Annotated in this window: 21 protein-coding genes; 17 read left to right on the plus strand and 4 right to left on the minus strand. The window is 60.9% G+C overall.

The window, feature by feature from the left end; all coding sequences use genetic code 11:
* Positions 1–267: 267 nt before the first annotated feature.
* Positions 268–894: an alanyl-tRNA editing protein gene (locus ACCD00_RS05455; protein ID WP_413422610.1), complete on the minus strand. Its 627-nt coding sequence runs from the start codon at positions 892–894 to the stop codon at positions 268–270.
* Between the two features lie 89 nt (positions 895–983).
* On the opposite strand from ACCD00_RS05455, the gene ACCD00_RS05460 reads away from it, so the two are divergent.
* Complete coding sequence (locus ACCD00_RS05460) at positions 984–1982, plus strand: LysR substrate-binding domain-containing protein (protein ID WP_413422612.1); 999 nt, start codon at positions 984–986, stop codon at positions 1980–1982.
* Between the two features lie 59 nt (positions 1983–2041).
* Here the strand turns inward: ACCD00_RS05460 and ACCD00_RS05465 are convergent, their stop codons facing one another.
* Together ACCD00_RS05465 and ACCD00_RS05470 are read right to left on the minus strand one after the other, a co-directional pair.
* The gene (locus tag ACCD00_RS05465) at positions 2042–2449 is read right to left on the minus strand and encodes a PA2817 family protein (protein WP_007991629.1); all 408 of its coding nucleotides are present in this window, start codon (positions 2447–2449) and stop codon (positions 2042–2044) included.
* A 74-nt stretch (positions 2450–2523) separates the two neighbouring features.
* The gene (locus ACCD00_RS05470) at positions 2524–4971 is read right to left on the minus strand and encodes an acyl-CoA dehydrogenase (protein WP_413422614.1); all 2448 of its coding nucleotides are present in this window, start codon (positions 4969–4971) and stop codon (positions 2524–2526) included.
* 251 nt (positions 4972–5222) lie between these two features.
* Between ACCD00_RS05470 and ACCD00_RS05475 the strand changes: the two genes are divergently transcribed.
* From ACCD00_RS05475 to ACCD00_RS05490, 4 genes are all read left to right on the plus strand, one after another.
* On the plus strand, positions 5223–5882 hold the full coding sequence (locus ACCD00_RS05475) for a transglutaminase-like domain-containing protein (protein WP_413422616.1): 660 nt from the start codon (positions 5223–5225) through the stop codon (positions 5880–5882).
* A 43-nt stretch (positions 5883–5925) separates the two neighbouring features.
* Positions 5926–6549 (plus strand): glutathione S-transferase family protein, encoded by a 624-nt coding sequence (locus ACCD00_RS05480; protein WP_413422618.1) that lies wholly within the window; start codon positions 5926–5928, stop codon positions 6547–6549.
* Between the two features lie 133 nt (positions 6550–6682).
* Entirely contained in the window at positions 6683–7615 is a 933-nt protein-coding gene (locus ACCD00_RS05485; protein ID WP_007991636.1) for an ABC transporter ATP-binding protein, read from the plus strand.
* Positions 7612–8391 (plus strand): ABC transporter permease, encoded by a 780-nt coding sequence (locus ACCD00_RS05490; protein WP_007991638.1) that lies wholly within the window; start codon positions 7612–7614, stop codon positions 8389–8391. Before ACCD00_RS05485 ends, ACCD00_RS05490 begins: the two co-directional genes overlap by 4 nt.
* Positions 8392–8544: 153 nt before the next feature.
* On the opposite strand, the gene ACCD00_RS05495 is transcribed toward ACCD00_RS05490, so the two are convergent.
* Complete coding sequence (locus ACCD00_RS05495) at positions 8545–9060, minus strand: DUF2062 domain-containing protein (RefSeq protein WP_413422621.1); 516 nt, start codon at positions 9058–9060, stop codon at positions 8545–8547.
* Between the two features lie 135 nt (positions 9061–9195).
* Between ACCD00_RS05495 and ACCD00_RS05500 the strand changes: the two genes are divergently transcribed.
* From ACCD00_RS05500 to ACCD00_RS05555, 12 genes are all read left to right on the plus strand, one after another.
* On the plus strand, positions 9196–11430 hold the full coding sequence (locus ACCD00_RS05500; protein WP_413422623.1) for a DNA internalization-related competence protein ComEC/Rec2: 2235 nt from the start codon (positions 9196–9198) through the stop codon (positions 11428–11430).
* Between the two features lie 98 nt (positions 11431–11528).
* Positions 11529–12164, plus strand: coding sequence for a MotA/TolQ/ExbB proton channel family protein (locus ACCD00_RS05505; RefSeq protein ID WP_057400367.1), 636 nt, complete (start codon positions 11529–11531; stop codon positions 12162–12164).
* Positions 12161–12589 carry an ExbD/TolR family protein gene (locus ACCD00_RS05510; RefSeq protein WP_413422625.1) on the plus strand — a complete coding sequence of 143 codons (429 nt, stop codon included), beginning with the start codon at positions 12161–12163 and terminating at the stop codon, positions 12587–12589. The genes ACCD00_RS05505 and ACCD00_RS05510 overlap by 4 nt, the downstream gene beginning before the upstream one ends.
* Positions 12589–13599 carry a tetraacyldisaccharide 4'-kinase gene (gene lpxK, locus ACCD00_RS05515; protein ID WP_413422627.1) on the plus strand — a complete coding sequence of 337 codons (1011 nt, stop codon included), beginning with the start codon at positions 12589–12591 and terminating at the stop codon, positions 13597–13599. The genes ACCD00_RS05510 and lpxK overlap by 1 nt, the downstream gene beginning before the upstream one ends.
* Positions 13600–13623: 24 nt before the next feature.
* Positions 13624–13809, plus strand: a complete 186-nt coding sequence (locus ACCD00_RS05520; RefSeq protein ID WP_003179363.1) for a Trm112 family protein — start codon at positions 13624–13626, stop codon at positions 13807–13809.
* Positions 13806–14570: a 3-deoxy-manno-octulosonate cytidylyltransferase gene (kdsB, locus tag ACCD00_RS05525; protein WP_413422629.1), complete on the plus strand. Its 765-nt coding sequence runs from the start codon at positions 13806–13808 to the stop codon at positions 14568–14570. Before ACCD00_RS05520 ends, kdsB begins: the two co-directional genes overlap by 4 nt.
* Positions 14570–15034, plus strand: a complete 465-nt coding sequence (locus ACCD00_RS05530; RefSeq protein WP_413422631.1) for a low molecular weight protein-tyrosine-phosphatase — start codon at positions 14570–14572, stop codon at positions 15032–15034. The genes kdsB and ACCD00_RS05530 overlap by 1 nt, the downstream gene beginning before the upstream one ends.
* On the plus strand, positions 15031–16050 hold the full coding sequence (murB, locus tag ACCD00_RS05535) for a UDP-N-acetylmuramate dehydrogenase (protein ID WP_413422633.1): 1020 nt from the start codon (positions 15031–15033) through the stop codon (positions 16048–16050). Before ACCD00_RS05530 ends, murB begins: the two co-directional genes overlap by 4 nt.
* Before the next feature lie 244 nt (positions 16051–16294).
* On the plus strand, positions 16295–16765 hold the full coding sequence (locus tag ACCD00_RS05540; RefSeq protein ID WP_413422635.1) for a (2Fe-2S)-binding protein: 471 nt from the start codon (positions 16295–16297) through the stop codon (positions 16763–16765).
* Positions 16762–19092 carry a molybdopterin cofactor-binding domain-containing protein gene (locus ACCD00_RS05545; protein WP_413422637.1) on the plus strand — a complete coding sequence of 777 codons (2331 nt, stop codon included), beginning with the start codon at positions 16762–16764 and terminating at the stop codon, positions 19090–19092. Before ACCD00_RS05540 ends, ACCD00_RS05545 begins: the two co-directional genes overlap by 4 nt.
* Positions 19092–20075, plus strand: a complete 984-nt coding sequence (locus tag ACCD00_RS05550; protein ID WP_413422639.1) for an XdhC family protein — start codon at positions 19092–19094, stop codon at positions 20073–20075. Before ACCD00_RS05545 ends, ACCD00_RS05550 begins: the two co-directional genes overlap by 1 nt.
* A complete protein-coding gene (locus ACCD00_RS05555) occupies positions 20072–20686 on the plus strand; it encodes a nucleotidyltransferase family protein (RefSeq protein WP_413422641.1) in 615 nt (204 codons plus the stop codon). The genes ACCD00_RS05550 and ACCD00_RS05555 overlap by 4 nt, the downstream gene beginning before the upstream one ends.
* The last annotated feature ends 64 nt before the right edge of the window (positions 20687–20750 follow it).

Below are 20750 nucleotides of genomic sequence, written 5' to 3' on the forward strand. Positions count from 1 at the left end.
TGAAGCTGACGTGGAAATTCGGTCCGTCATGACTTCTTATTGTTTGAAGGTAGTTCAATCAATCCAAAGTGCCATGATTTTTAAGAAAACCATTGGTGCAAAGACTGGAGCCAGGCGGGTGGGCGGGGTCGCAGCGCAATGCGCTCGCCTGATGTCGACCCGTTGCGCTGAAGCAAAAAAAGGCCCGCCAGTCTGACTGAGCGGGCCTTTTGCGTTCCAGGCAATGCTTGCATCGAAAAAGTCAGGCGTCTCACGAACGCCCTGTGTTCAGTCCACGTGGTAGTGGACCGACAGCGTGCCTTTCTTTTGCGAAAGGGTGCTGATCGTGATCGCGCCCAAATCCTTCAGGCTACGTACATGGGTGCCGCCGCAACCGTAGGCGGGCAGTTCACCGAAACCGATCTCCCGGACGCCTTCGCGCAGTGAGGTCAGGCGCGGCAGGTCGTGGTCGATCCACTGCCCGATGCCCTGCTCAATTGTCCGGGCCTCAACGTCCTGCGCCGAGTTACCCGGTTTGAATTGCACACGACCTTCACCAGGCCAGTGATGCGCCTTGATCGGCATCCAGCCCATGGCTTGTACAAAGTGCCCGATCAAATGCCCGGCCGAATGCATGCGCGTGTTGAACAACCGCTGTTGTTCGTCGACGCGGATTTGAGTCATGCCGGTTTTTACGGGGCGGTCGACAAAGTGAATGATCAGCTCGGGATCCTGGACCACGCGCAGCACCTGGCTTTCGCCGATCCAGCCGGTGTCGCAAGGCTGTCCGCCGCCTTGAGGGTGGAACAGGGTTGCTCGCAAGACCACGGCAAACTCGTTTTCGTGGGGGATGCATTCCAGGACTTCCACGTTGGCCTTGAGCTCATCACTATGGAAAAAAAGGCGCAGCGTCATATTCCAGGCTCGTATTGAATATCTGTTTTTATTATAGAAAGCCGGTAAATGCGTGATAATCCGGGCAAACATCAAAGGACTGTTGCGCTGTGAGCATAAATCTTCCGCTGCCGCTGCTGGGTGAAATGGCGATTTTCGTCAAGGTTGTCGAGACGGGCAGTTTCTCCGAGGCGGCTCGCCAGTTGGGTACTTCGCCCTCGGCGGTCAGTCGTAGCATTTCGCGTCTGGAGAAGGCGCTCGCGACCCGGTTGCTGCAACGAACCACGCGCAAGCTGCGCCTGAGTGACGGTGGCGAGGAGGTGTTCAAGCGCTGCCAGGATATGGTCAATGCCGCCCGGTCAGTGATGGAAATCAGTGGTCAGTTCACCGATGAACCCGAAGGGCTGGTGCGTATCAGCGTGCCGAAAGCGGTGGGCCGGATCGTGATTCACCCGCACATGCCGGAGTTTTTGCGCCGTTATCCCAAAGTGGATGTGGAGATGTTGCTTGAGGACCGTCAGGTCGATCTGATTGACGATCACGTCGACCTGGCGATTCGCATCACCGACCGGCCGCCTGCGGGGCTGGTGGGGCGGCAGTTGCTGACGATCGATCATTTGCTCTGCGCCACACCGCAGTATCTGGCCGAGCACGGTACGCCGACTCATCCCCATGACTTGCTCAACCACAGTTGCATTTACCTGGGCGAAACCCCGAGCGATGCACGCTGGAAATTCAAGAAGGGCAGCAAAACCGTAACCGTCGGTGTGCGTGGGCGGTATGCCGCCAATCACACCGGCGTGCGTTATGGCGCGGTGTTGCAGCACATCGGGATTGGCAGCCTGCCGTATTTCACGGCGCGGTATGCCCTGGAGAAGGGGTTGATGGTGCAAGTGCTGCCGGACTGGACCTTTCTGGCGTCCTATCACGGCGGCGCCTGGTTGTTGCACTCGCCAACCCGGTACCTGCCTCCCAAGCTTCGGGTGTTGATTGATTACCTGGTGGAGTGTCTGGAGAAGGAGCCGACGTTGGGCAAGCCGGGCAGGTCGAATGGTCCGGGTTGGTCGCCATCGGAGTATGAACTGCCGGAGAGTGAGGGCTTGTTCTGAACGCAAAAAAGGCCCGCATGTTCAACCATGCGGGCCTTTTGCGTGAATCAGTCGGGGGATCAGTGCTTACTGTCCTGGTTCGACAGCGCCAGCAGCTGCTTTTCCTGGTTCCAGTCGAACGGTTCGTCGTTCTGTTCGGCTTCGAAGCGACGCTCTTCCAGTGCCTGATACAGGTCGATTTCTTCATCGGACAAGTAGTGCAGGCAGTCACCGGCGAAATACCACAGCAGATCCCGTGGAATCAGGTGGGCGATTTGCGGATAACGGGAAATGACTTGAGTCAGGATGTCCTGGCCCAGGTATTGGCTTTCGATCGGATCGATCGGCAGTGACGCCAGCAGTTCGTCGAAGCGCTCAAGGAACAAGGCATGGCTTTCTTCGGGAACCTGCTCGGCCTCACCTACGGCGACCAGGATGCTGCGCAGGTGGTCGAGTAAAACGAGATGATCGGCAACGATGTTGGACACGAGATAAGTCCTCAAGAGCAAAACGGGCGCGGGAGTATAAAGCGCCCGCGCCCGTTTTTACATGTTTGAAGGGATCAGCGGACTTTTCCCTTGGCCAGTGCCAAAGCCTTTTGGTCAAAGTCATCGACATCGATCACCTTGCGCCGGGCCGCCTCGGCTTCACGCAGGGTTTGGGCCTCCACCGGCTGCAACACGCCAGCCTCGAACGCGGCATCGATCAGCGACTCGCCGGGAAGCGGTTTGACCTGGCCACTCTTGAGTGCCACATGCAGCTTTTTGTACAGCGGCTGTGCGGCGCTCAACAGATTGCAGGCGTGTTGCAATGCAGCCACCGGATCGTCGCTCGCTTGCGGGCGATAGCAACCCAGGAGCAATTCCTCCAGGGCCGGGTCGCCCTTGGCGCGGCCAATCAACGCAGCGACTTCGGCCGCGAGTTTGTCCGATGGCCCTTTGTGCCGGCGACCGAACGGGAACACGATCACCCGCAGCAGGCAGCCCACGACCTTGTTCGGGAAGTTGCTCAGCAGTTCATCCATGGCGCGTTCGGCCTGCCCCAGGCTTTCCTCCATGGCCCAGGCCAGCAGCGGCGTCATGTACTGCGGTGAGTCGAGATCGTGGTAGCGCTTGAGGGCGGCGCTGGCCAGGTAAAGGTTGCTCAGCACGTCACCCAACCGCGCGGACAGACGCTCCCGGCGTTTCAGTTCACCTCCCAGTAGCATCATGCTGAGGTCGGCGAGCATGGCGAAAGCAGCGGCCTGACGATTGAGTGCGCGGAAGTAGCCCTGGCTGAGTTTGTCGCCCGGGGTGTGTTCCAGGTGCCCGAAACCAAGATTCAACACCAGAGTACTGGCGGCGTTGCTCACGGCAAAGCCGATGTGCTTGAGCAGCAGGCCATCGAACTCTGTGAGCGCCTGATCCTTGTCTTCACGGCCAGCAAGCGCCATTTCCTTGAGGACGAAGGGATGGCAACGAATCGCGCCCTGGCCGAAAATCATCAGGTTACGCGAGAGAATGTTCGCGCCTTCCACAGTGATGCAGATCGGCGCGCCCTGCCACATGCGTCCGAGATAATTGTTCGGCCCCAAGATGATCGCCTTGCCGCCGTGCACATCCATGGCGTGGCTGATGCACTCGCGGCCGCGTTCGGTCAGGTGGTACTTGAGAATCGCCGACAGCACCGACGGTTTCTCGCCGAGGTCCACCGCGTTGGCGGTGAGCATCCGCGCGGCGTCCATCATCCAGGCGTTGCCGCCGATGCGGGCCATGGCTTCCTGAATGCCTTCGAAAGCGGCAATCGGTACATTGAACTGCTCGCGAACCTGAGCGTACTGGCCCGTCACCAGGCTGGTGAACTTGGCCATGCCGGTGCCCACCGCCGGCAGGGAAATCGAACGCCCGACCGACAGGCAATTCATCAGCATCATCCAGCCTTTGCCGAGCATTTCCTGGCCGCCGATGAGGAACTCCAGCGGGACGAACACGTCTTTGCCTGAGTTCGGGCCATTCATGAAGGCGGCGCCCAGCGGCAGATGCCGGCGGCCGATCTCGACACCGGCGGTGTCAGTCGGTATCAATGCCAGGCTGATACCCAGGTCTTCCTGTTCGCCCAGCAGGTGATCCGGGTCATAGGCCTTGAAGGCCAGGCCGAGAAGGGTGGCCACCGGGCCGAGGGTGATGTAGCGCTTTTCCCAGTTCAGGCGCAGGCCGAGGACTTCCTGGCCCTCCCATTGCCCTTTGCAAATCACTCCGGAGTCCGGCATGCCGCCAGCGTCGGAGCCGGCCAGCGGACCGGTCAGGGCAAAGCACGGGATGTCGTCGCCGCGTGCCAGGCGTGGCAGGTAATGATTGCGTTGTTCGTCGGTGCCGTAATGCAGCAACAGTTCGGCCGGGCCGAGGGAGTTGGGGACCATCACGGTGGAGGCGAGGTCGCCGCTGTGGCTCGCCAGTTTCATCGCCACTTGCGAGTGGGCATAGGCGGAAAAGCCCTTGCCGCCAAACTCCTTGGGGATGATCAGGGCGAAAAAGCCGTTGTCCTTGATGAATGTCCAGGCTTCGGGCGGCAGGTCCATGGTTTGACCGAGCTGCCATTCATTGACCATGGCGCAGAGTGTTTCGGTCGGCCCGTCGATGAAAGCCTGTTCCTCTTCGTTCAATTGCGCTTTGGGATAGGACAGCAGTTTGCTCCAGTCCGGACGGCCACTGAACAGTTCGCCGTCCCACCAGACCGTGCCGGCCTCGATGGCATCGCGTTCGGTTTGCGACATGGGCGGCAGGGTTTTCTGGAACCAGTTGAATATCGGTGTGCTGAACAATTTGCGGCGCAGGTCGGGCAGCAGCAAGGGCGCGGCGACGGCGGCGATCAAGACCCAGAGGACCAGCAGCAACCAGCCCGGCGCGCGACTGAAAGCGCCCATTGCCACGACATAGACGGCCACGACGACCAGGGTGGGGAGCGGGGCGATGCGGCGGTGGGCCAAACAGGCAATACCGACCAGCAAAACCAGTATCCACAACAGCAGCATATTCATTCCTCCGTGAAACCAGGGCGAACCAGCCCTCAGAGCTTAGACGGCATCCGCAAAACAGGCAGGCCTGAGCGATGTGATTGGAATCTTGAAAACCCCGGATGATTTTCGTGCGGCAGGCGGGCCGCCACACACGTGGGAAAAGCGTTTATCGAGTGAACGGCAAAGCGCCCATGTTTGGCCGAAACGTCGTTATCTCTGTGCTGAAGCTCTCGCTAGACTCGGGGCTTCCCCAGGAGATTATTCTCATGCACGAGTACCTGAGTCCCGGCCGCTTCATCGATAGTGACCATCCGTCGGTGGTGGAGTTCGCCGAAATACATCGTGGCGCCAGTCGCGATCCGATTGAGCAGGCGATCAGCCTCTATTACGCCGTGCGTGAAGCGGTGCGCTACAACCCGTACACATTCAGTCGCGATCCGCAGACCCTGCGCGGCAGTCATGCATTGGCGACCGGGGAGAGTTACTGCGTGCCCAAGGCCACGTTGCTGGCAGGCGCGGCGCGGCATTGCGGGATTCCCGCGCGGATCGGCCTGGCGGATGTGCGCAATCATTTGTCGACGCCAAGGCTGCTTGAATTGCTCAAGAGCGACATGTTCGCCATGCACGGCTACACCGAGTTTTATTTGCAGGATCGCTGGATCAAGGCGACACCCGCGTTCAACCGGAAACTCTGCGACCTGTTCAATGTGGCGCCGCTGGAATTCGACGGGATCAACGACAGTGTTTTTCATCCCTTCAACCGCGATGGCGCGAAGCTGATGGAGTACCTGGTCGATCACGGCCAGTTCGCCGACGTACCTGAGGCGTTCTTTTTCGAGCACCTGGAAAAATGCTATCCGCACCTGTTCGGTGAGCAACAGCAACCGCTGTTGGGCGACATGCAGAGCGATTTGAGTCGTGCCTGATCCGGCGTATGCTGCCTGCCCACTTACCGAAAAAGAGGCGGTCATGCTGAAGATCTGGGGTCGGAAAAACTCATCGAATGTCAGAAAACCATTGTGGGCCGCCGAAGAACTGAGGCTGTCCTACGAGGCTATCGATGCCGGTGGCGCCTTCGGTGTCGTCGATACGCCCGAGTACCGCGCGATGAACCCCAACGGTCGGGTTCCGGTGATGGAAGACGATGGTTTTGTGTTGTGGGAGTCCAACGCCATCGTGCGTTACCTGATGGCCCTTCACGCCGATGGCACGACTTGGTATCCGGCGGATCTGCAAGCCCGTGCCAGCGCCGACAAATGGATGGACTGGACCACCTCGAGCTTTGCCGGCCCGTTCCGTACCGTGTTCTGGGGTGTGCTGCGTACCCCGGCAGACCAGCAGGACTGGCCCGCCATCAAGGCCGCGATCAAGGAATGCGACACGCTGCTGGCGATGGCCGATCAGGCGTTGGCGAACAAACCCTACCTGTCCGGAGACGAGATCGGCATGGGCGATATTCCCCTGGGCAGTTTCATTTATGCCTGGTTCGAGATGCCGATCGAGCGTGCGCCGCAGCCTCATCTGGAAGCCTGGTATGCACGATTGCAACAGCGTCCGGCGTATCGCAAAGCCGTCATGACCGCGTTGACTTAATACTCACTATCGACACACTTGACTGTACTTGTGTGGCGGCGACAAGCACCATTGCGCTCATGCGACGTGGTTGCAATGCGCGCCGCCCGCCCTTACCTGACCCTTTCTTCCCTTCTTGGTGCGTAAATCCGATATGAGTTCCGCTCTGTCCATCCGGCAGCTAACCAAAACCTACGGCAACGGTTTCCAGGCCCTGAATGGTATCGATCTGGATGTCGCCGAAGGTGACTTTTTCGCCTTGCTCGGCCCTAACGGCGCCGGCAAGTCCACGACCATCGGCATTCTCTCGACCCTGGTGAACAAGACCAGCGGCACAGTGAATATCTTCGGCCACGACCTGGACAAAAATCCTGCGCAGCTCAAACGCTCCATCGGCGTGGTGCCTCAGGAATTCAACTTCAACCAGTTCGAAAAGACCTTCGACATCGTCGTGACCCAGGCCGGGTACTACGGCATTCCGGCGAAAATCGCCAAGGAACGCGCCGAACAGTACCTGACCCAGCTCGGCCTGTGGGACAAGAAGGATGTGCCTTCGCGTTCACTGTCCGGTGGCATGAAGCGTCGCCTGATGATCGCCCGCGCGCTGGTCCATGAACCGCGCCTGCTGATCCTCGACGAACCGACTGCCGGGGTGGATATCGAGCTGCGTCGCTCGATGTGGAGCTTCCTCACCGAGCTGAACCAGAAAGGCATCACCATCATCCTCACCACCCACTATCTGGAAGAGGCTGAGCAGTTGTGCCGCAACATCGGCATCATCGACCACGGCACCATCGTCGAGAACACCAGCATGCGTCAGCTGCTCAGCCAACTGCATGTCGAAACCTTTCTGCTGGACCTCAAGGGCGTTCTGCCAGCCGCGCCTCAGTTGCTCGGCTACCCGTCCCGGCTGATCGACAGCCACACCCTGGAAGTCCAGGTGGACAAGTCCATGGGCATCACCGCGCTGTTCACCCAGTTGGCACAGCAGAACATCGAAGTGCTGAGCCTGCGTAACAAAACCAATCGCCTCGAGGAGTTGTTCGTGTCCCTGGTGGAGAAAAATCTGTCGAAGGTGGCAGTATGAGTTCAGAGCTGCGCCCCAACCTCGTTGCCCTCAACACCATCGTTTACCGTGAAGTCCGGCGATTCACCCGGATCTGGCCGCAGACCTTGCTGCCGCCGGCCATCACCATGGTCCTGTACTTCGTGATCTTCGGTAATCTGATCGGTCGGCAGATCGGCGACATGGGTGGCTTCACTTACATGGAGTACATCGTGCCGGGGCTGATCATGATGTCGGTGATCACCAACTCCTACGGCAACGTGGTGTCGAGTTTCTTCGGCAGCAAGTTCCAGCGGTCCATTGAAGAATTGATGGTCTCGCCGTTGTCGCCGCACACCATCCTGATCGGCTACACCCTGGGCGGCGTGCTGCGCGGCTTGATGGTGGGGATCATCGTGACCCTGCTGTCACTGTTCTTTACGCATTTGCAGGTGCATCACCTGGGCGTGACCATTCTGGTGGTGGTGTTGACCGCGACGATCTTCTCGCTGCTGGGCTTCATCAATGCCGTGTTTGCGCGCAACTTCGATGACATTTCGATCATTCCGACTTTCGTGCTGACGCCACTGACCTACCTGGGCGGGGTCTTCTACTCGATCACCTTGCTGCCGCCGTTCTGGCAGACCGTGTCCCTGGCCAACCCGGTGCTGCACATGGTCAACGCATTCCGTTACGGCATCCTCGGCGTATCGGATATCCGGATCAGCGTGGCCATCGCCTTCATGCTGGTCGCGACCGTGGTGCTGTATTTCGGTTGTGCACGGTTGCTGGTCAGCGGGCGCGGGATGCGTACCTGAGAAATACCGAGTCGTCTGTTTCGCGAGCAAGCCCGCTCCCACACTCGATCTATGTCGCTAAGTAGATCCCCTGTGGGAGCGAGCTTGCTCGCGATGGCGCCAGTCCGGACACCAAAATAAAACGGCCTCCCAAGTGGAGGCCGTCTTGCATTCTCACATCCGGCTCTTCTTGCGCCGCTTCCACTGCCTGGCCACCCACCAGCGCCAATACATCATCACCAGGAAGTAGGCCAGCGCACCGAGTGCCAGCCCCGTCACTACCGAGCCCAACAGAAACGGTTGCCACAAGGTCGAGATTTCCCCCCTGATCCATTCCCAGGTCAGTGAGTCCGGCAACTGCCGGGCGGGAACGTCCATCAGCCAGGCGCCGGTCTGGTAGGTGCAGAAGAATACGGCGGGCATGGTGATCGGGTTGGTCAGCCAGACCAGGCTCACGGCAATCGGCATGTTGCCGCGCACGATGATGGCGAGGATTGCCGCCAGCAACATCTGCAGCGGGATCGGCAGGAACGCCGCAAACAGGCCCACCGCCATGGCGCGGGCAACGGAGTGGCGGTTGAGGTGCCACAGGTTGGGGTCATGCAACAGTGTGCCGAGAAAGCGTAAGGACTTGTGTTCCCTGATACTCATCGGGTCTGGCATGTAACGTTTGAATAAGCGCCGGGGCATAAGGCTTCTCGGTCGGTCAGGGTGGCAAGTATGTCTGGATTCTATGAACGCCCCATTCAGACTTTGTGACAATTGATAACGGCGCCTGCGCGACGGGCGGGCTAAGCCTTGGAGGGGACTCTCAAGGACGGGCTTATGCGCACAGGGATGATGGCGCTGGCGTTGGGTCTGCTGACCTTGCGTTTTTTACCGGCATTACCGCCGGTCTGGTTGTGGCTGGCGATGCCGGTGGCGGGCTTGATGTTGTTGCCGTTCAGGACGTATCCGCTGGCGTTTTATTTGTTCGGTTTGAGTTGGGCCTGCGCGAATGCGCAGTGGGCGCTGGATGACCGGTTGCCGCCGGCGCTGGACGGAGAAACCCGTTGGGTCGAAGGGCGGGTCACAGGTTTGCCCCGGCATGACGACGGTGTCGTGCGTTTCGAATTGACCGACATCCAGTCTCGACGTACCCGGCTGCCGCGGCAAATGCGTCTGGCCTGGTATGGCGGGCCGCCGGTGAATAGTGGCGAACGTTGGCGCCTGGCAGTCAAGCTGAAGCGCCCGGTCGGGCTCCTCAATCCGCAGGCCTTCGACTACCAGGCCTGGTTGCTGGCACAGCGCATCGGGGCGACCGGGACGATCAAGGCGGGCGAACGCCTTGCGCCAGCCCAATGGGCCTGGCGCGACGGAGTCCGTCAGCGCTTGCTGGCGGTGGATGCCCAGGGGCGAAGCGGCGCGTTGACGGCGCTGGTACTCGGGGACGGCGCCGGGCTGAGCCGTGAAGACTGGCAGGTATTGCAGGACACCGGCACGGTGCATCTGTTGGTGATTTCCGGGCAGCACATCGGATTGCTGGCGGGAGCTGTGTATCTGCTGATCGCCGGCCTGGCCCGCTTTGGGTTATGGCCGAACCGTCTGCCATGGTTGCCTTGGGCGTGTGGCCTGGCATTCGCCGCTGCGCTGGGTTACGGGATGCTGGCCGGTTTCGAGGTGCCGGTGCGACGAGCCTGCCTGATGCTTGGTCTGGTGTTGTTGTGGCGTCTGCAGTTCCGCCATCTCGGTGCATGGTGGCCCCTGTTGTTGGCACTCAACGGCATTTTGCTGCTGGAGCCGCTGGCGAGTCTTCAGCCTGGTTTCTGGCTGTCTTTCGCGGCTGTGGCAATCTTGATATTTACCTTCGGCGGCCGGTTGGGGCCCTGGCGGTGGTGGCAATCCTGGACCCGCGCCCAGTGGCTGATTGCAATCGGACTGTGTCCGTTATTACTGGCACTGGGGTTGCCCATCAGTCTCAGCGGGCCGCTGGCCAATTTGTTCGCCGTGCCCTGGATCAGTCTGGTGGTACTGCCACCATCGTTGCTCGGGACGCTGTTGCTGTCGGTGCCTTACGTGGGTGAGAACTTGCTGTGGCTGGCGGGCGGCTTGATCGACTGGTGGTTCAGGGGATTGGGGCTCGTCTCCGGTCAGGTTCCCGCGTGGGTGCCCATGGCAGTCCCTCTATGGGCCTGGGCAATCGGTGCCTTTGGCGCCTTTTTGCTATTGCTGCCGCGAGGCGTACCGATGCGCCCGTTAGGGTGGCCCATGCTGTTGATCCTGGTTTTTTCGCCCAGGCCGATGGTGCAGGAAGGCAGGGCCGAAGTCTGGCAACTGGATGTCGGCCAGGGTCTGGCGATCGTGGTGCGCACCCGGCATCACACGTTGCTGTATGACGCCGGACCGCGTTTCGGTGAACTCGACCAGGGGGAGCGGGTGGTGCTGCCGGCGTTGCGCAAACTGGGGGTGAAGGACATCGACCTGATGCTGATCAGTCACGCCCATGCCGATCATGCAGGCGGTGCCCGGGCGGTTGCCAAGGGCTTGCCGGTGAAACAGGTGGTCAGTGGTGAACCGTCAGACTTGCCCGTGGAGTTGCAGGCCGAGCGTTGTGAGAGTGGACGGCAATGGACCTGGGATGAAGTCGATTTCCAGCTTTGGCACTGGCCATTGGCCGGCGACAGCAATCAGAACTCCTGTGTCCTGCTGATCGAGGCCAATGGCGAACGGTTGCTGTTGAGTGGTGACATTGATGCCGCCGCCGAGAGGGCCCTGCTGGACAGCCCGTTGGCCCTGCCCACCGACTGGCTGCAGGCGCCACACCACGGCAGTCGCAGCTCGTCGTCCGGGGCCCTTCTGGATGTCCTGCAACCTAAAGGTGCGCTGATCTCCCGTGGCCAGGGCAATTCGTTTGGCCATCCGCATCCCACGGTGATCGCGCGTTATCAAAAACGTGGAATGGCGATCTACGACAGTGCAGAACACGGTGCCATTCGTCTGCAACTGGGACGCTTCGAGCCGCCGTGGTCAATGCGCCAGGAACGGCGTTTCTGGCGCGATCCGCCGCCCTCGAACCAATAAGCGAGCGCTATTAATGCCCGACCGGATGCGACATCACGGTCTTCGGTGCTTCCACCCCCTATGTTAGAGTGGCGCACTTTTTCGAGGGGACTGTCACTGTGTGGGAATTGGTCAAATCCGGCGGCTGGATGATGCTGCCGATCATTCTGAGTTCCATCGTGGCCATGGCCATCGTCGCCGAGCGCCTCTGGACGCTGCGCGCCAGCCGCGTGACCCCGGAGCACTTGCTCGGGCAGGTCTGGGTCTGGATCAAGGACAAACAGCTCAATAAGGAAAAACTCAAGGAACTGCGCGCCAACTCCCCGTTGGGCGAGATCCTGGCGGCCGGCCTGGCCAATTCCAGACATGGTCGCGAGATCATGAAAGAGTGCATCGAAGAGGCCGCTGCCCGGGTGATTCACGAGCTGGAGCGCTACATCAACGCGCTGGGCACCATTGCCGCCATGGCGCCTTTGCTGGGGCTGCTGGGTACCGTGTTGGGCATGATCGATATCTTCAGTTCGTTCATGGGCACGGGCATGATGACCAACGCCGCAGTGTTGGCCGGCGGTATTTCCAAAGCCTTGATTACCACGGCCTCGGGCCTGATCGTCGGTATCCCGGCGGTGTTCTTCCACCGGTTTCTGCAACGGCGCATCGATGAGCTCGTCGTGGGCATGGAGCAGGAAGCCATCAAGCTGGTTGAAGTGGTGCAGGGCGACCGTGACGTTGATCTGGCTGAGGGCAAAGCGTGAAATTCCGCCGCAAGCAACGGGAGAACGTGGACATCAACCTCGTGTCGCTGATCGACGTGGTGTTTGTCCTGCTGCTGTTTTTCGTCGTGACCACCACTTTTACCCGTGAGACCCAGCTGCGCGTCGACCTGCCGGAAGCGGTCAGCGGCTCTCCGTCCGAAGACCAGAACAAGCCGCTGGACATCGCCATCAGCGCCGACGGCGTGTTCTCGGTGAATAACCAGATCCTGCCGAAAAGCGACCTGGCTTCCCTGATGGACGCGCTGCAAAAGGAAGCCAATGGCGACACCAACCGGCCACTGTCGATCAGTGCTGACGGCAAGACGCAGCATCAGTCTGTCATCACCGCCATGGATGCGGCCGGCAAGCTCGGTTTCAGCCATTTGCGCATGACCACTGTCGAAGCGGCACCCCCCGCATCCTGATGGCCATGTCCGAACGATTGCTGGCGGCGTGGTACGCAGGTCATCCGGCCCTGAAACTGTTGCAGCCACTGGAGTGGCTGTACCGGCGCGTGGTCATGCATAAGCGCAAGCGCTTTCTGGCGGGTGAGGGCGAGATCTACCAGCCGCCGGTGCCGTTGATCGTGGTCGGCAATATCACCGTGGGTGGCACTGGCAAGACGCCGCTGATTCTATGGATGATCGAGCACTGCCAGCGCAGCGGCCTGCGGGTCGGTGTGGTCAGCCGCGGCTACGGTGCCAGACCGCCGCAGTTGCCATGGCGGGTCGAGGCCGAGCAGAGCGCCGACGTCGCCGGTGACGAGCCGTTGCTGATCGTCCAGCGCACGGGCGTGCCGCTGATGATCGACCCCAATCGCAGCAACGCTGTCCAAGCGTTGCTGGCCAGTGAGCCGCTGGACCTGATCCTGTCCGACGACGGCATGCAGCACTACCGCCTGGCCCGTGACCTGGAACTGGTGCTGATCGACGCCGCCCGCGGCCTGGGCAATCGCCGTTGCCTGCCTGCCGGGCCATTGCGTGAGCCGGTCGAGCGCCTGCAAAGCGTCGACGCGGTCCTCTACAACGGCGCCGCGGCTGACCGCACTGACGGGTTTGCCTTTCAATTGCAGCCCACCGCGCTGGTCAATCTGCGCAGCGGCGAACGGCGTCCCCTCGACCACTTCCAAAGCGGCCAGGCCCTGCACGCGGTGGCCGGCATCGGCAATCCGCAACGTTTCTTCAAGACCCTCGAAACGCTACACTGGAAGCCGGTTCCACATGCGTTTGCCGACCACGCCGAATACAGCGTGGAGACTTTGAATTTCGCGCCGTCGTTGCCGTTGGTGATGACGGAAAAAGACGCGGTGAAATGCCGTGCCTTTGCCGCCACCGATTGGTGGTACCTGGCGGTCGATGCTGTGCCATCGCCGGCCTTCGTGGCCTGGTTCGACACACAGCTGATGCGTCTGTTACCGGCTCGTTTGTTGCCTTAACTCCGTTTTTTCCAGGGAATGCTCATGGACACCAAATTGCTCGACATCCTCGCTTGCCCGGTCTGCAAAGGCCCGCTCAAGCTCAGCGCCGACAAAACCGAGCTGATCAGCAAGGGCGCAGGCCTGGCCTACCCGATTCGCGATGGCATCCCGGTGATGCTCGAATCGGAAGCGCGCACCCTGACCACCGACGAGCGCCTGGATAAATGACCACAGCCTTTACCGTCGTCATTCCATCGCGTTATGCCTCCACCCGCCTGCCGGGCAAACCGCTGCTGCTGATCGCCGGCAAGCCGATGATTCAGCACGTCTGGGAACAGGCGAGCAAAAGCAGCGCCGAGCGGGTGGTGGTGGCCACCGACGACGCGCGCATCGTCGAGGCCTGTAAAGGCTTTGGTGCCGAAGTGGTGTTGACCCGTGAAGATCACAACTCCGGCACCGATCGGCTGGCCGAAGTCGCGATGAAGCTGGGCCTGGCGCCTGACGCCATCGTGGTCAACGTCCAGGGCGACGAGCCGCTGATCCCGCCGAGCGTGATCGATCAGGTCGCCGCCAACCTGGCTGCCCACGCCGAAGCGCGCATGGCCACCCTGGCCGAGCCGATCGAAGACGTGGACACCCTGTTCAATCCCAACGTGGTCAAGGTCGTCAGCGACCTCAACGGCCTGGCGTTGACGTTCAGTCGTTCCACCTTGCCCTGGGCGCGGGATGCGTTCGCGGTGAGCCGTGAGCAGTTGCCGCAAGGTGTGCCGTATCGTCGCCATATCGGCATCTATGCCTATCGTGCCGGTTTCCTGCAGGATTTTGTCAGCTGGGGCCCGTGCTGGCTGGAAAACACCGAGAGCCTGGAGCAGTTGCGTGCCCTGTGGCACGGCGTGCGGATCCACGTAGCCGATGCACTGATCGCGCCGCCAGCCGGCGTCGACACTGTTGAAGATCTTGAGCGCGTTCGTCGCCTTCTGGAGGCGTGATGCGGGTTCTGTTTGTCTGCCTGGGCAACATCTGCCGCTCTCCCACGGCCGAAGGCGTGCTGCGGCACAAGTTGCGTGAAGCGGGGCTGGCTGAACTGGTCGAAGTCGCTTCCGCCGGCACCGGTGACTGGCATGTCGGCAAGGCACCGGACAAGCGTAGTCAGGCCGCGGCGAAGCTGCGCGGTTACGACTTGTCCGCCCAGCGCGCCCAGCAAGTCACCCGCGCCGATTTCGCCACCTACGATCTGATCCTGGCGATGGATAACAGCAACCTGCGCCATCTCAAGGCTTTGCAGCCGGCCCAGGGCAAGGCCGAACTCGACCTGTTCCTGCGTCGCTACCAGTCGCCAATCGATGAAGTGCCGGACCCTTACTACGACGGCGAACAAGGCTTCGAGCAGGTGCTGGACCTGATCGAGCGCGCCAGCGATCTGCTGGTCATCGAACTGAAGGGACGGTTATGAGTTTGCAGGTTCAATCGCAGGTTTCGCTCAAGCCGTTCAACAGCTTTGGCGTGGATGTCCAGGCCCGGCTGTTTGCCGAGGCCCGTAGCGACGCCGATGTGCGTGAAGCCCTGGCCTATGGCCTGGAACACAATGTCCCGGTGCTGGTGATCGGCGGAGGCAGCAACCTGTTGCTGACGGCGGATATCGATTCACTGGTGCTGCGCATGGCCACTCGCGGGATTCGCGTGTTGAGCGATGACGCCGGCAAAGTGGTGATCGAGGCCGAGGCGGGCGAGCCCTGGCATCCATTTGTGCAACACACACTGGCCCTGGGGTTGTCCGGCCTGGAAAACCTCAGCCTGATTCCCGGTACCGTCGGTGCGGCACCAATGCAGAACATCGGCGCCTATGGAGTCGAGATCAAGGACGTGTTCGCCGGCCTGACCGCACTCGATCGCCAGACCGGCGAACTGCGCGACTTCAGCCTGGCGCAATGCAACTTCGCTTACCGCGACAGCCTGTTCAAGCAGGAACCGGGGCGTTGGCTGATCCTGCGTGTGCGTTTCGCCCTCGACCGCGCCGCGCATTTGCATCTGGAGTACGGCCCGGTGCGTCAGCGCCTGACCGAACAAGGCATCGAGCATCCGACCGCCAGTGAGGTCAGCCAGGCCATTTGCAGCATCCGCAACGAAAAACTGCCAGATCCGGCCGTGCTCGGTAACGCCGGCAGCTTTTTCAAGAACCCTTTGGTATCGGCGGCGCTGGCTGCACGGCTCAAGGGCGAATACCCGGACCTGGTGGCCTATGCGCAACCCGACGGGCAGATGAAGCTGGCCGCGGGTTGGTTGATCGAGCGTGCAGGGTGGAAAGGTTTCCGCGAAGCCGATGCGGGCGTGCATAAATTGCAGGCGCTGGTGCTGGTCAACTACGGCAGAGCGACCGGTTTGCAGTTGCTCGACCTGGCGCAGCGTATCCAGAAAGACATTTCAGAACGTTTCCATGTTGACCTGGAAATGGAGCCGAACCGGTATTGAGCTAAGCTTTCCGGACGGATCAAAAAGCCCTGCACAGTGTTTATTGTGCAGGGCTTTTTTGTTAATGCTCGGTTAACTTAGTCAGCTAACGATGCACACACTTGTTCCATCAAAGGCCCGGTGCAGACCGTTTGCGTCTGCACAAGAGAGCCCATTAGCCTGAGTCGATCTGCGTAATGCCAACCGCCGATGTTCGGGCGGCAGATTGCTCGACCCCATAACCCAATACTATGCGGGCGTGCCCATGATTACCCTGAAGCTCAACGGTCAAGACCATCAACTCGACGTCAGCGAGGACATGCCGCTGCTCTGGGCCATCCGCGACGTGGCCGGTTACAACGGCACCAAATTCGGCTGCGGCATGGGCCTGTGCGGGGCCTGCACCATTCATATCGAAGGGGCTCCGGCGCGCAGTTGCATCACGCCCATCGGTTCAGTCGTCGGGCAGAACGTCAGCACCATCGACAACCTGCACGCCGACCCGGTCGGCAAAGTCGTGCAGCAGGCCTGGCTCGACACGGCGGTCGCCCAATGCGGTTTCTGCCAGGGCGGGCAAATCATGTCTGCCACCGCGCTGCTCAAGACCAACCCGAACCCGAGCGACGAGCAGATCGAAGAGGCCATGGTCGGCAACATCTGCCGCTGCGGCACCTACAACCGTATCAAGACGGCGATCCGCCAGGCCTCCACTCACCTGAAGGAGGCCAAGGCATGAGCCGGTTACCGAATGATTTCGCCCTGAGCAATCTGAGCCAGCTCAGTCGCCGTGGTTTTCTGAAAGGCGTAGGCGCCACCAGTGCGTTGGTATTGGCGGCGAGCTGGGGCTGGCAAGACGCTTTTGCCGAAGAAAAAGACAAGAAGTTCGGCGCCGACGGCATGCCCCACGGCTGGGTCGACGATCCGAAAGTCTATGTGAGCATTGCTGCGGATGGCACGGTGACCGTGATCTGCAACCGCTCGGAGATGGGCCAGGGCGTGCGTACCAGTTTGACCATGGTGGTGGCCGATGAACTGGAAGCCGACTGGGCGATGGTCAGGGTGCGGCAGGCCCCAGGCGATGAAGTGCGCTTCGGCAACCAGGACACCGACGGCTCGCGCAGCATGCGTCACTGGTACGAGCCGATGCGCCGCTGCGGTGGCGCCGCGCGGACCATGCTCGAACAAGCCGCTGCCAACCAGTGGAAAGTGCCGGCAGGCGAGTGTCACGCGCAACTGCATAAAGTCATCCATGAACCTTCCGGTCGCGAGTTGGGCTATGGGGCGCTCGCTGCCGCTGCAGCTGCGTTGCCCGTTCCTGCGCGGGACAGCCTGAAACTCAAGCAGCCTTCGGAATTTCGCTACATTGGCAAGGAAGGCACCAAGGCCATCGATGGTGAAGACATTGTCAACGGCCGTGCGGTGTACGGCGCCGATGTGCATCTCGACGGCATGCTGTACGCGACCATTGCGCGGCCCGCGGTGTATGGCGGCAAAGTCAAAAGCTACGATGGCAGCGCGGCGATGAAAGTCCCGGGCGTGGTCAAAGTGCTGCAGATCGAAAGCCGGCCTTTGCCTTCGGAGTTTCAACCACTCGGCGGTATCGCCGTGGTGGCGAGCAATACCTGGGCGGCGATGAAGGGCCGCGAGGCATTGAAAATCGAGTGGGACGACGGGCTTAACGCCAGCTACGACTCGATCGCCTATCGCAAGGAGCTTGAAACCGCCTCGCTCAAGCCCGGCAAGGTGGTACGCAATACCGGCAACCTCGATGAGGCCATGACCAGCGCCGATAGCACGCTGGAATCGTCCTACTACTTGCCGCATTTGTCACAGTCGCCGATGGAGCCGATGGTCGCCATTGCCCGGTTCAAGGACGGTGCGTGCGAAGCCTGGGGGCCAAGCCAGGCACCGCAGGTCACCCGGGAGCGGATCGCTGAACGCCTGGGCCTGCCGTTCGACAACGTCATGTTCAACGTGACCCTGCTCGGTGGCGGATTCGGGCGCAAGTCCAAGCCCGACTTCATCATCGAAGCCGCTATCCTCGCCAAGGAATTCCCCGGCAAAGCGGTGCGGGTGCAATGGACCCGCGAAGACGATATCCACTGTTCGTACTTCCACACGGTATCGGTCGAATACCTCAAGGCCGGCCTGAACAAGGATGGCCTGCCGTCCGGCTGGTTGCACCGTACGGTGGCGCCGAGCATCACTGCGTTGTTTGCGCCGGGCATGAAGCATGAGGCGGCGTTCGAACTGGGCATGGGATTCACCAACATGGCGTACGCAATCCCCAACATTCGCCTGGAAAACCCCGAGGCAACGGTGCATACCCGGGTCGGCTGGTATCGCTCGGTGTCGAACATTCCCCATGGCTTCGCGATCCAGAGTTTTATCGATGAACTGGCGCACAAGGCCGGGGAAGACCCGCTGAAATACCAGATCAGATTGCTCGGCCCCGATCGTCAGATTGACCCGCGCACCTTGAGTGAAGAGTGGAACTACGGCGAATCCCCCGAGCGTTATCCGATCGATACCGCGCGACTGCGCACGGTACTGGAGACCGCCGCCAAAGCCGCCGGTTGGGGGCGCGAGTTGCCCAAGGGGCGCGGTCTGGGCCTGGCGGTGCATTACAGCTTCGTGACGTATGTGGCGGCGGTAATCGAGGTGGAGGTGAAGGACGACGGCACGCTGGTGGTGCACAAGGCCGACATCGCCGTCGATTGCGGACCGCAGATCAACCCCGAGCGGATTCGCGCGCAGTTCGAGGGCGCCTGCGTCATGGGCCTGGGCAATGCGGTGCTGGGGGAAATCAGCTTCAAGGACGGCAAGGTCCAGCAGGATAACTTCCACATGTACGAAGTGGCACGCATGTCCCTGGCACCGAAAGAGGTGGCCGTGCATCTGGTGATGCCGCCGGGCAATGTCCCGTTGGGCGGTGTCGGTGAACCGGGCGTGCCACCGATTGCGCCGGCATTGTGCAATGCGATCTTTGCTGCCACCGGCAAACGCATCCGCAACTTGCCGGTTCGTTATCAGCTGTCGGGCTGGCAGCAGGCCAGAGCCTGATGGACAGCGCCGATCTGAATGTCCTGCGCAGCGTGTTGCAGTGGCATCGCGCTGGTCAGCGGGTGGTGTTGTACAGCGTGGTCGAAACCTGGGGCACTGCGCCCCGGGCACCCGGTGCCATGCTGGCCTTGCGTGAAGACGGGATGGTGATTGGTTCGGTCTCGGGCGGGTGCGTCGAGGATGACTTGATCGCCCGGCTGCACGACGGGCGCCTGGCGCTAGACGGGCCGCCGGTGCAATTGATCACGTACGGCGTGACCCGCGAGGAAGCCGCACGTTTCGGCTTGCCCTGCGGTGGCACCTTGCGCTTGACCGAGGAACGTATCGACGATGGGGATTGGGTCGAGCAATTGCTCGCTCGTTGCGAGGCCCATGAAATCGTTGCGCGTGAACTGAACCTGGCCACTGGCGAAGTGCTGTTGCAGTCGGCCAATAAAACTGACGTGTTGACGTTCGACGGCCAGACCTTGCGCTCAATCTACGGTCCACGCTGGCGCCTGCTGCTGATCGGCGCGGGGCAGCTGTCGCGCTACGTCGCTGAAATGGCCCGCCTGCTGGATTTCGAGGTGTTGATTTGCGATCCGCGTACCGAGTTCGTCTACGGCTGGGAGGAGCAGCACGGAAGATTCGTTTCGGGCATGCCGGATGAGGCGGTATTGAATATCCAGACCGACGAACGCACGGCCATCGTGGCCTTGACCCATGATCCGCGTCTGGACGACATGGCACTGCTCACGGCCCTGGATTCCAGGGCTTTCTACGTCGGGGCGCTGGGTTCGAGGGTCAACAGTCAGAAGCGCCGGGAGAACCTGGCTCAACTGGGTTTGTCGCAATCGGCGATTGACCGCTTGCATGGTCCGATCGGTTTACACATCGGCAGTCATAATCCGGCGGAGATTGCCCTGTCGCTCATGGCGGAAATCGTCGCGGTCAAAAATGGCGTCGAACTGAAGCAGAAGAAGATCCTGCAGGAGAGGGTATGAGCGAGTCGATCGGCGTCATCGTATTGGCGGCGGGGCGGGGCAGTCGGTTTCGTCAGGTGGCGGGCGTCGAAAAGGATAAATTGCTGGCCGATTGCACCGGTCGTGACGGTGCGGTTCGATCCGTCATTGAGCACACATTGGTCAATCTGCCTGTCGCTCTGGACAAGCGTGTCCTGGTAACAACCGCGGATCGCCCGCAAGTCATCCGTATGGCCAAGGCGTATGGCTGCGAGATCGTCCTGATCGAATCGACGGGAATGGGTGACAGCATTGCGGCCGGGGTGGCGTCGTGTGCGCAACTCAATGGCTGGTTGATGGTGCTGGGGGATATGCCGTTCATCCTTCCCTCGAGCATTGAGCAAGTGGTGGAGCAGATGGCAGATGATTGCATCAGTGTGCCGCTTCAGGGCGGCGAATACGCGCACCCGGTAGGATTTGGACGCAGCTTCGGCCCAGGGTTGATGGCTCTATCGGGTGATCGTGGGGCCAAGGCACTGTTTGCGCAGGGGCGGGTGGTTGAAGTTGTGCTGGATGATCCCGGTGTGTTGTGGGATGTGGATGTGCCGCAGGCATTGATCTTCAAACCCGCCTGGATCTCCGACAAGGGATAACTGTGAATTCGAGACATGAAAAAGCCCCGCCTGGATCACCAGGCGGGGCTTTTTAGTAGCCGTT

Source organism: Pseudomonas sp. Pseusp3 (assembly GCF_047304225.1).
GTDB lineage: Bacteria > Pseudomonadota > Gammaproteobacteria > Pseudomonadales > Pseudomonadaceae > Aquipseudomonas > Aquipseudomonas fluorescens_CD.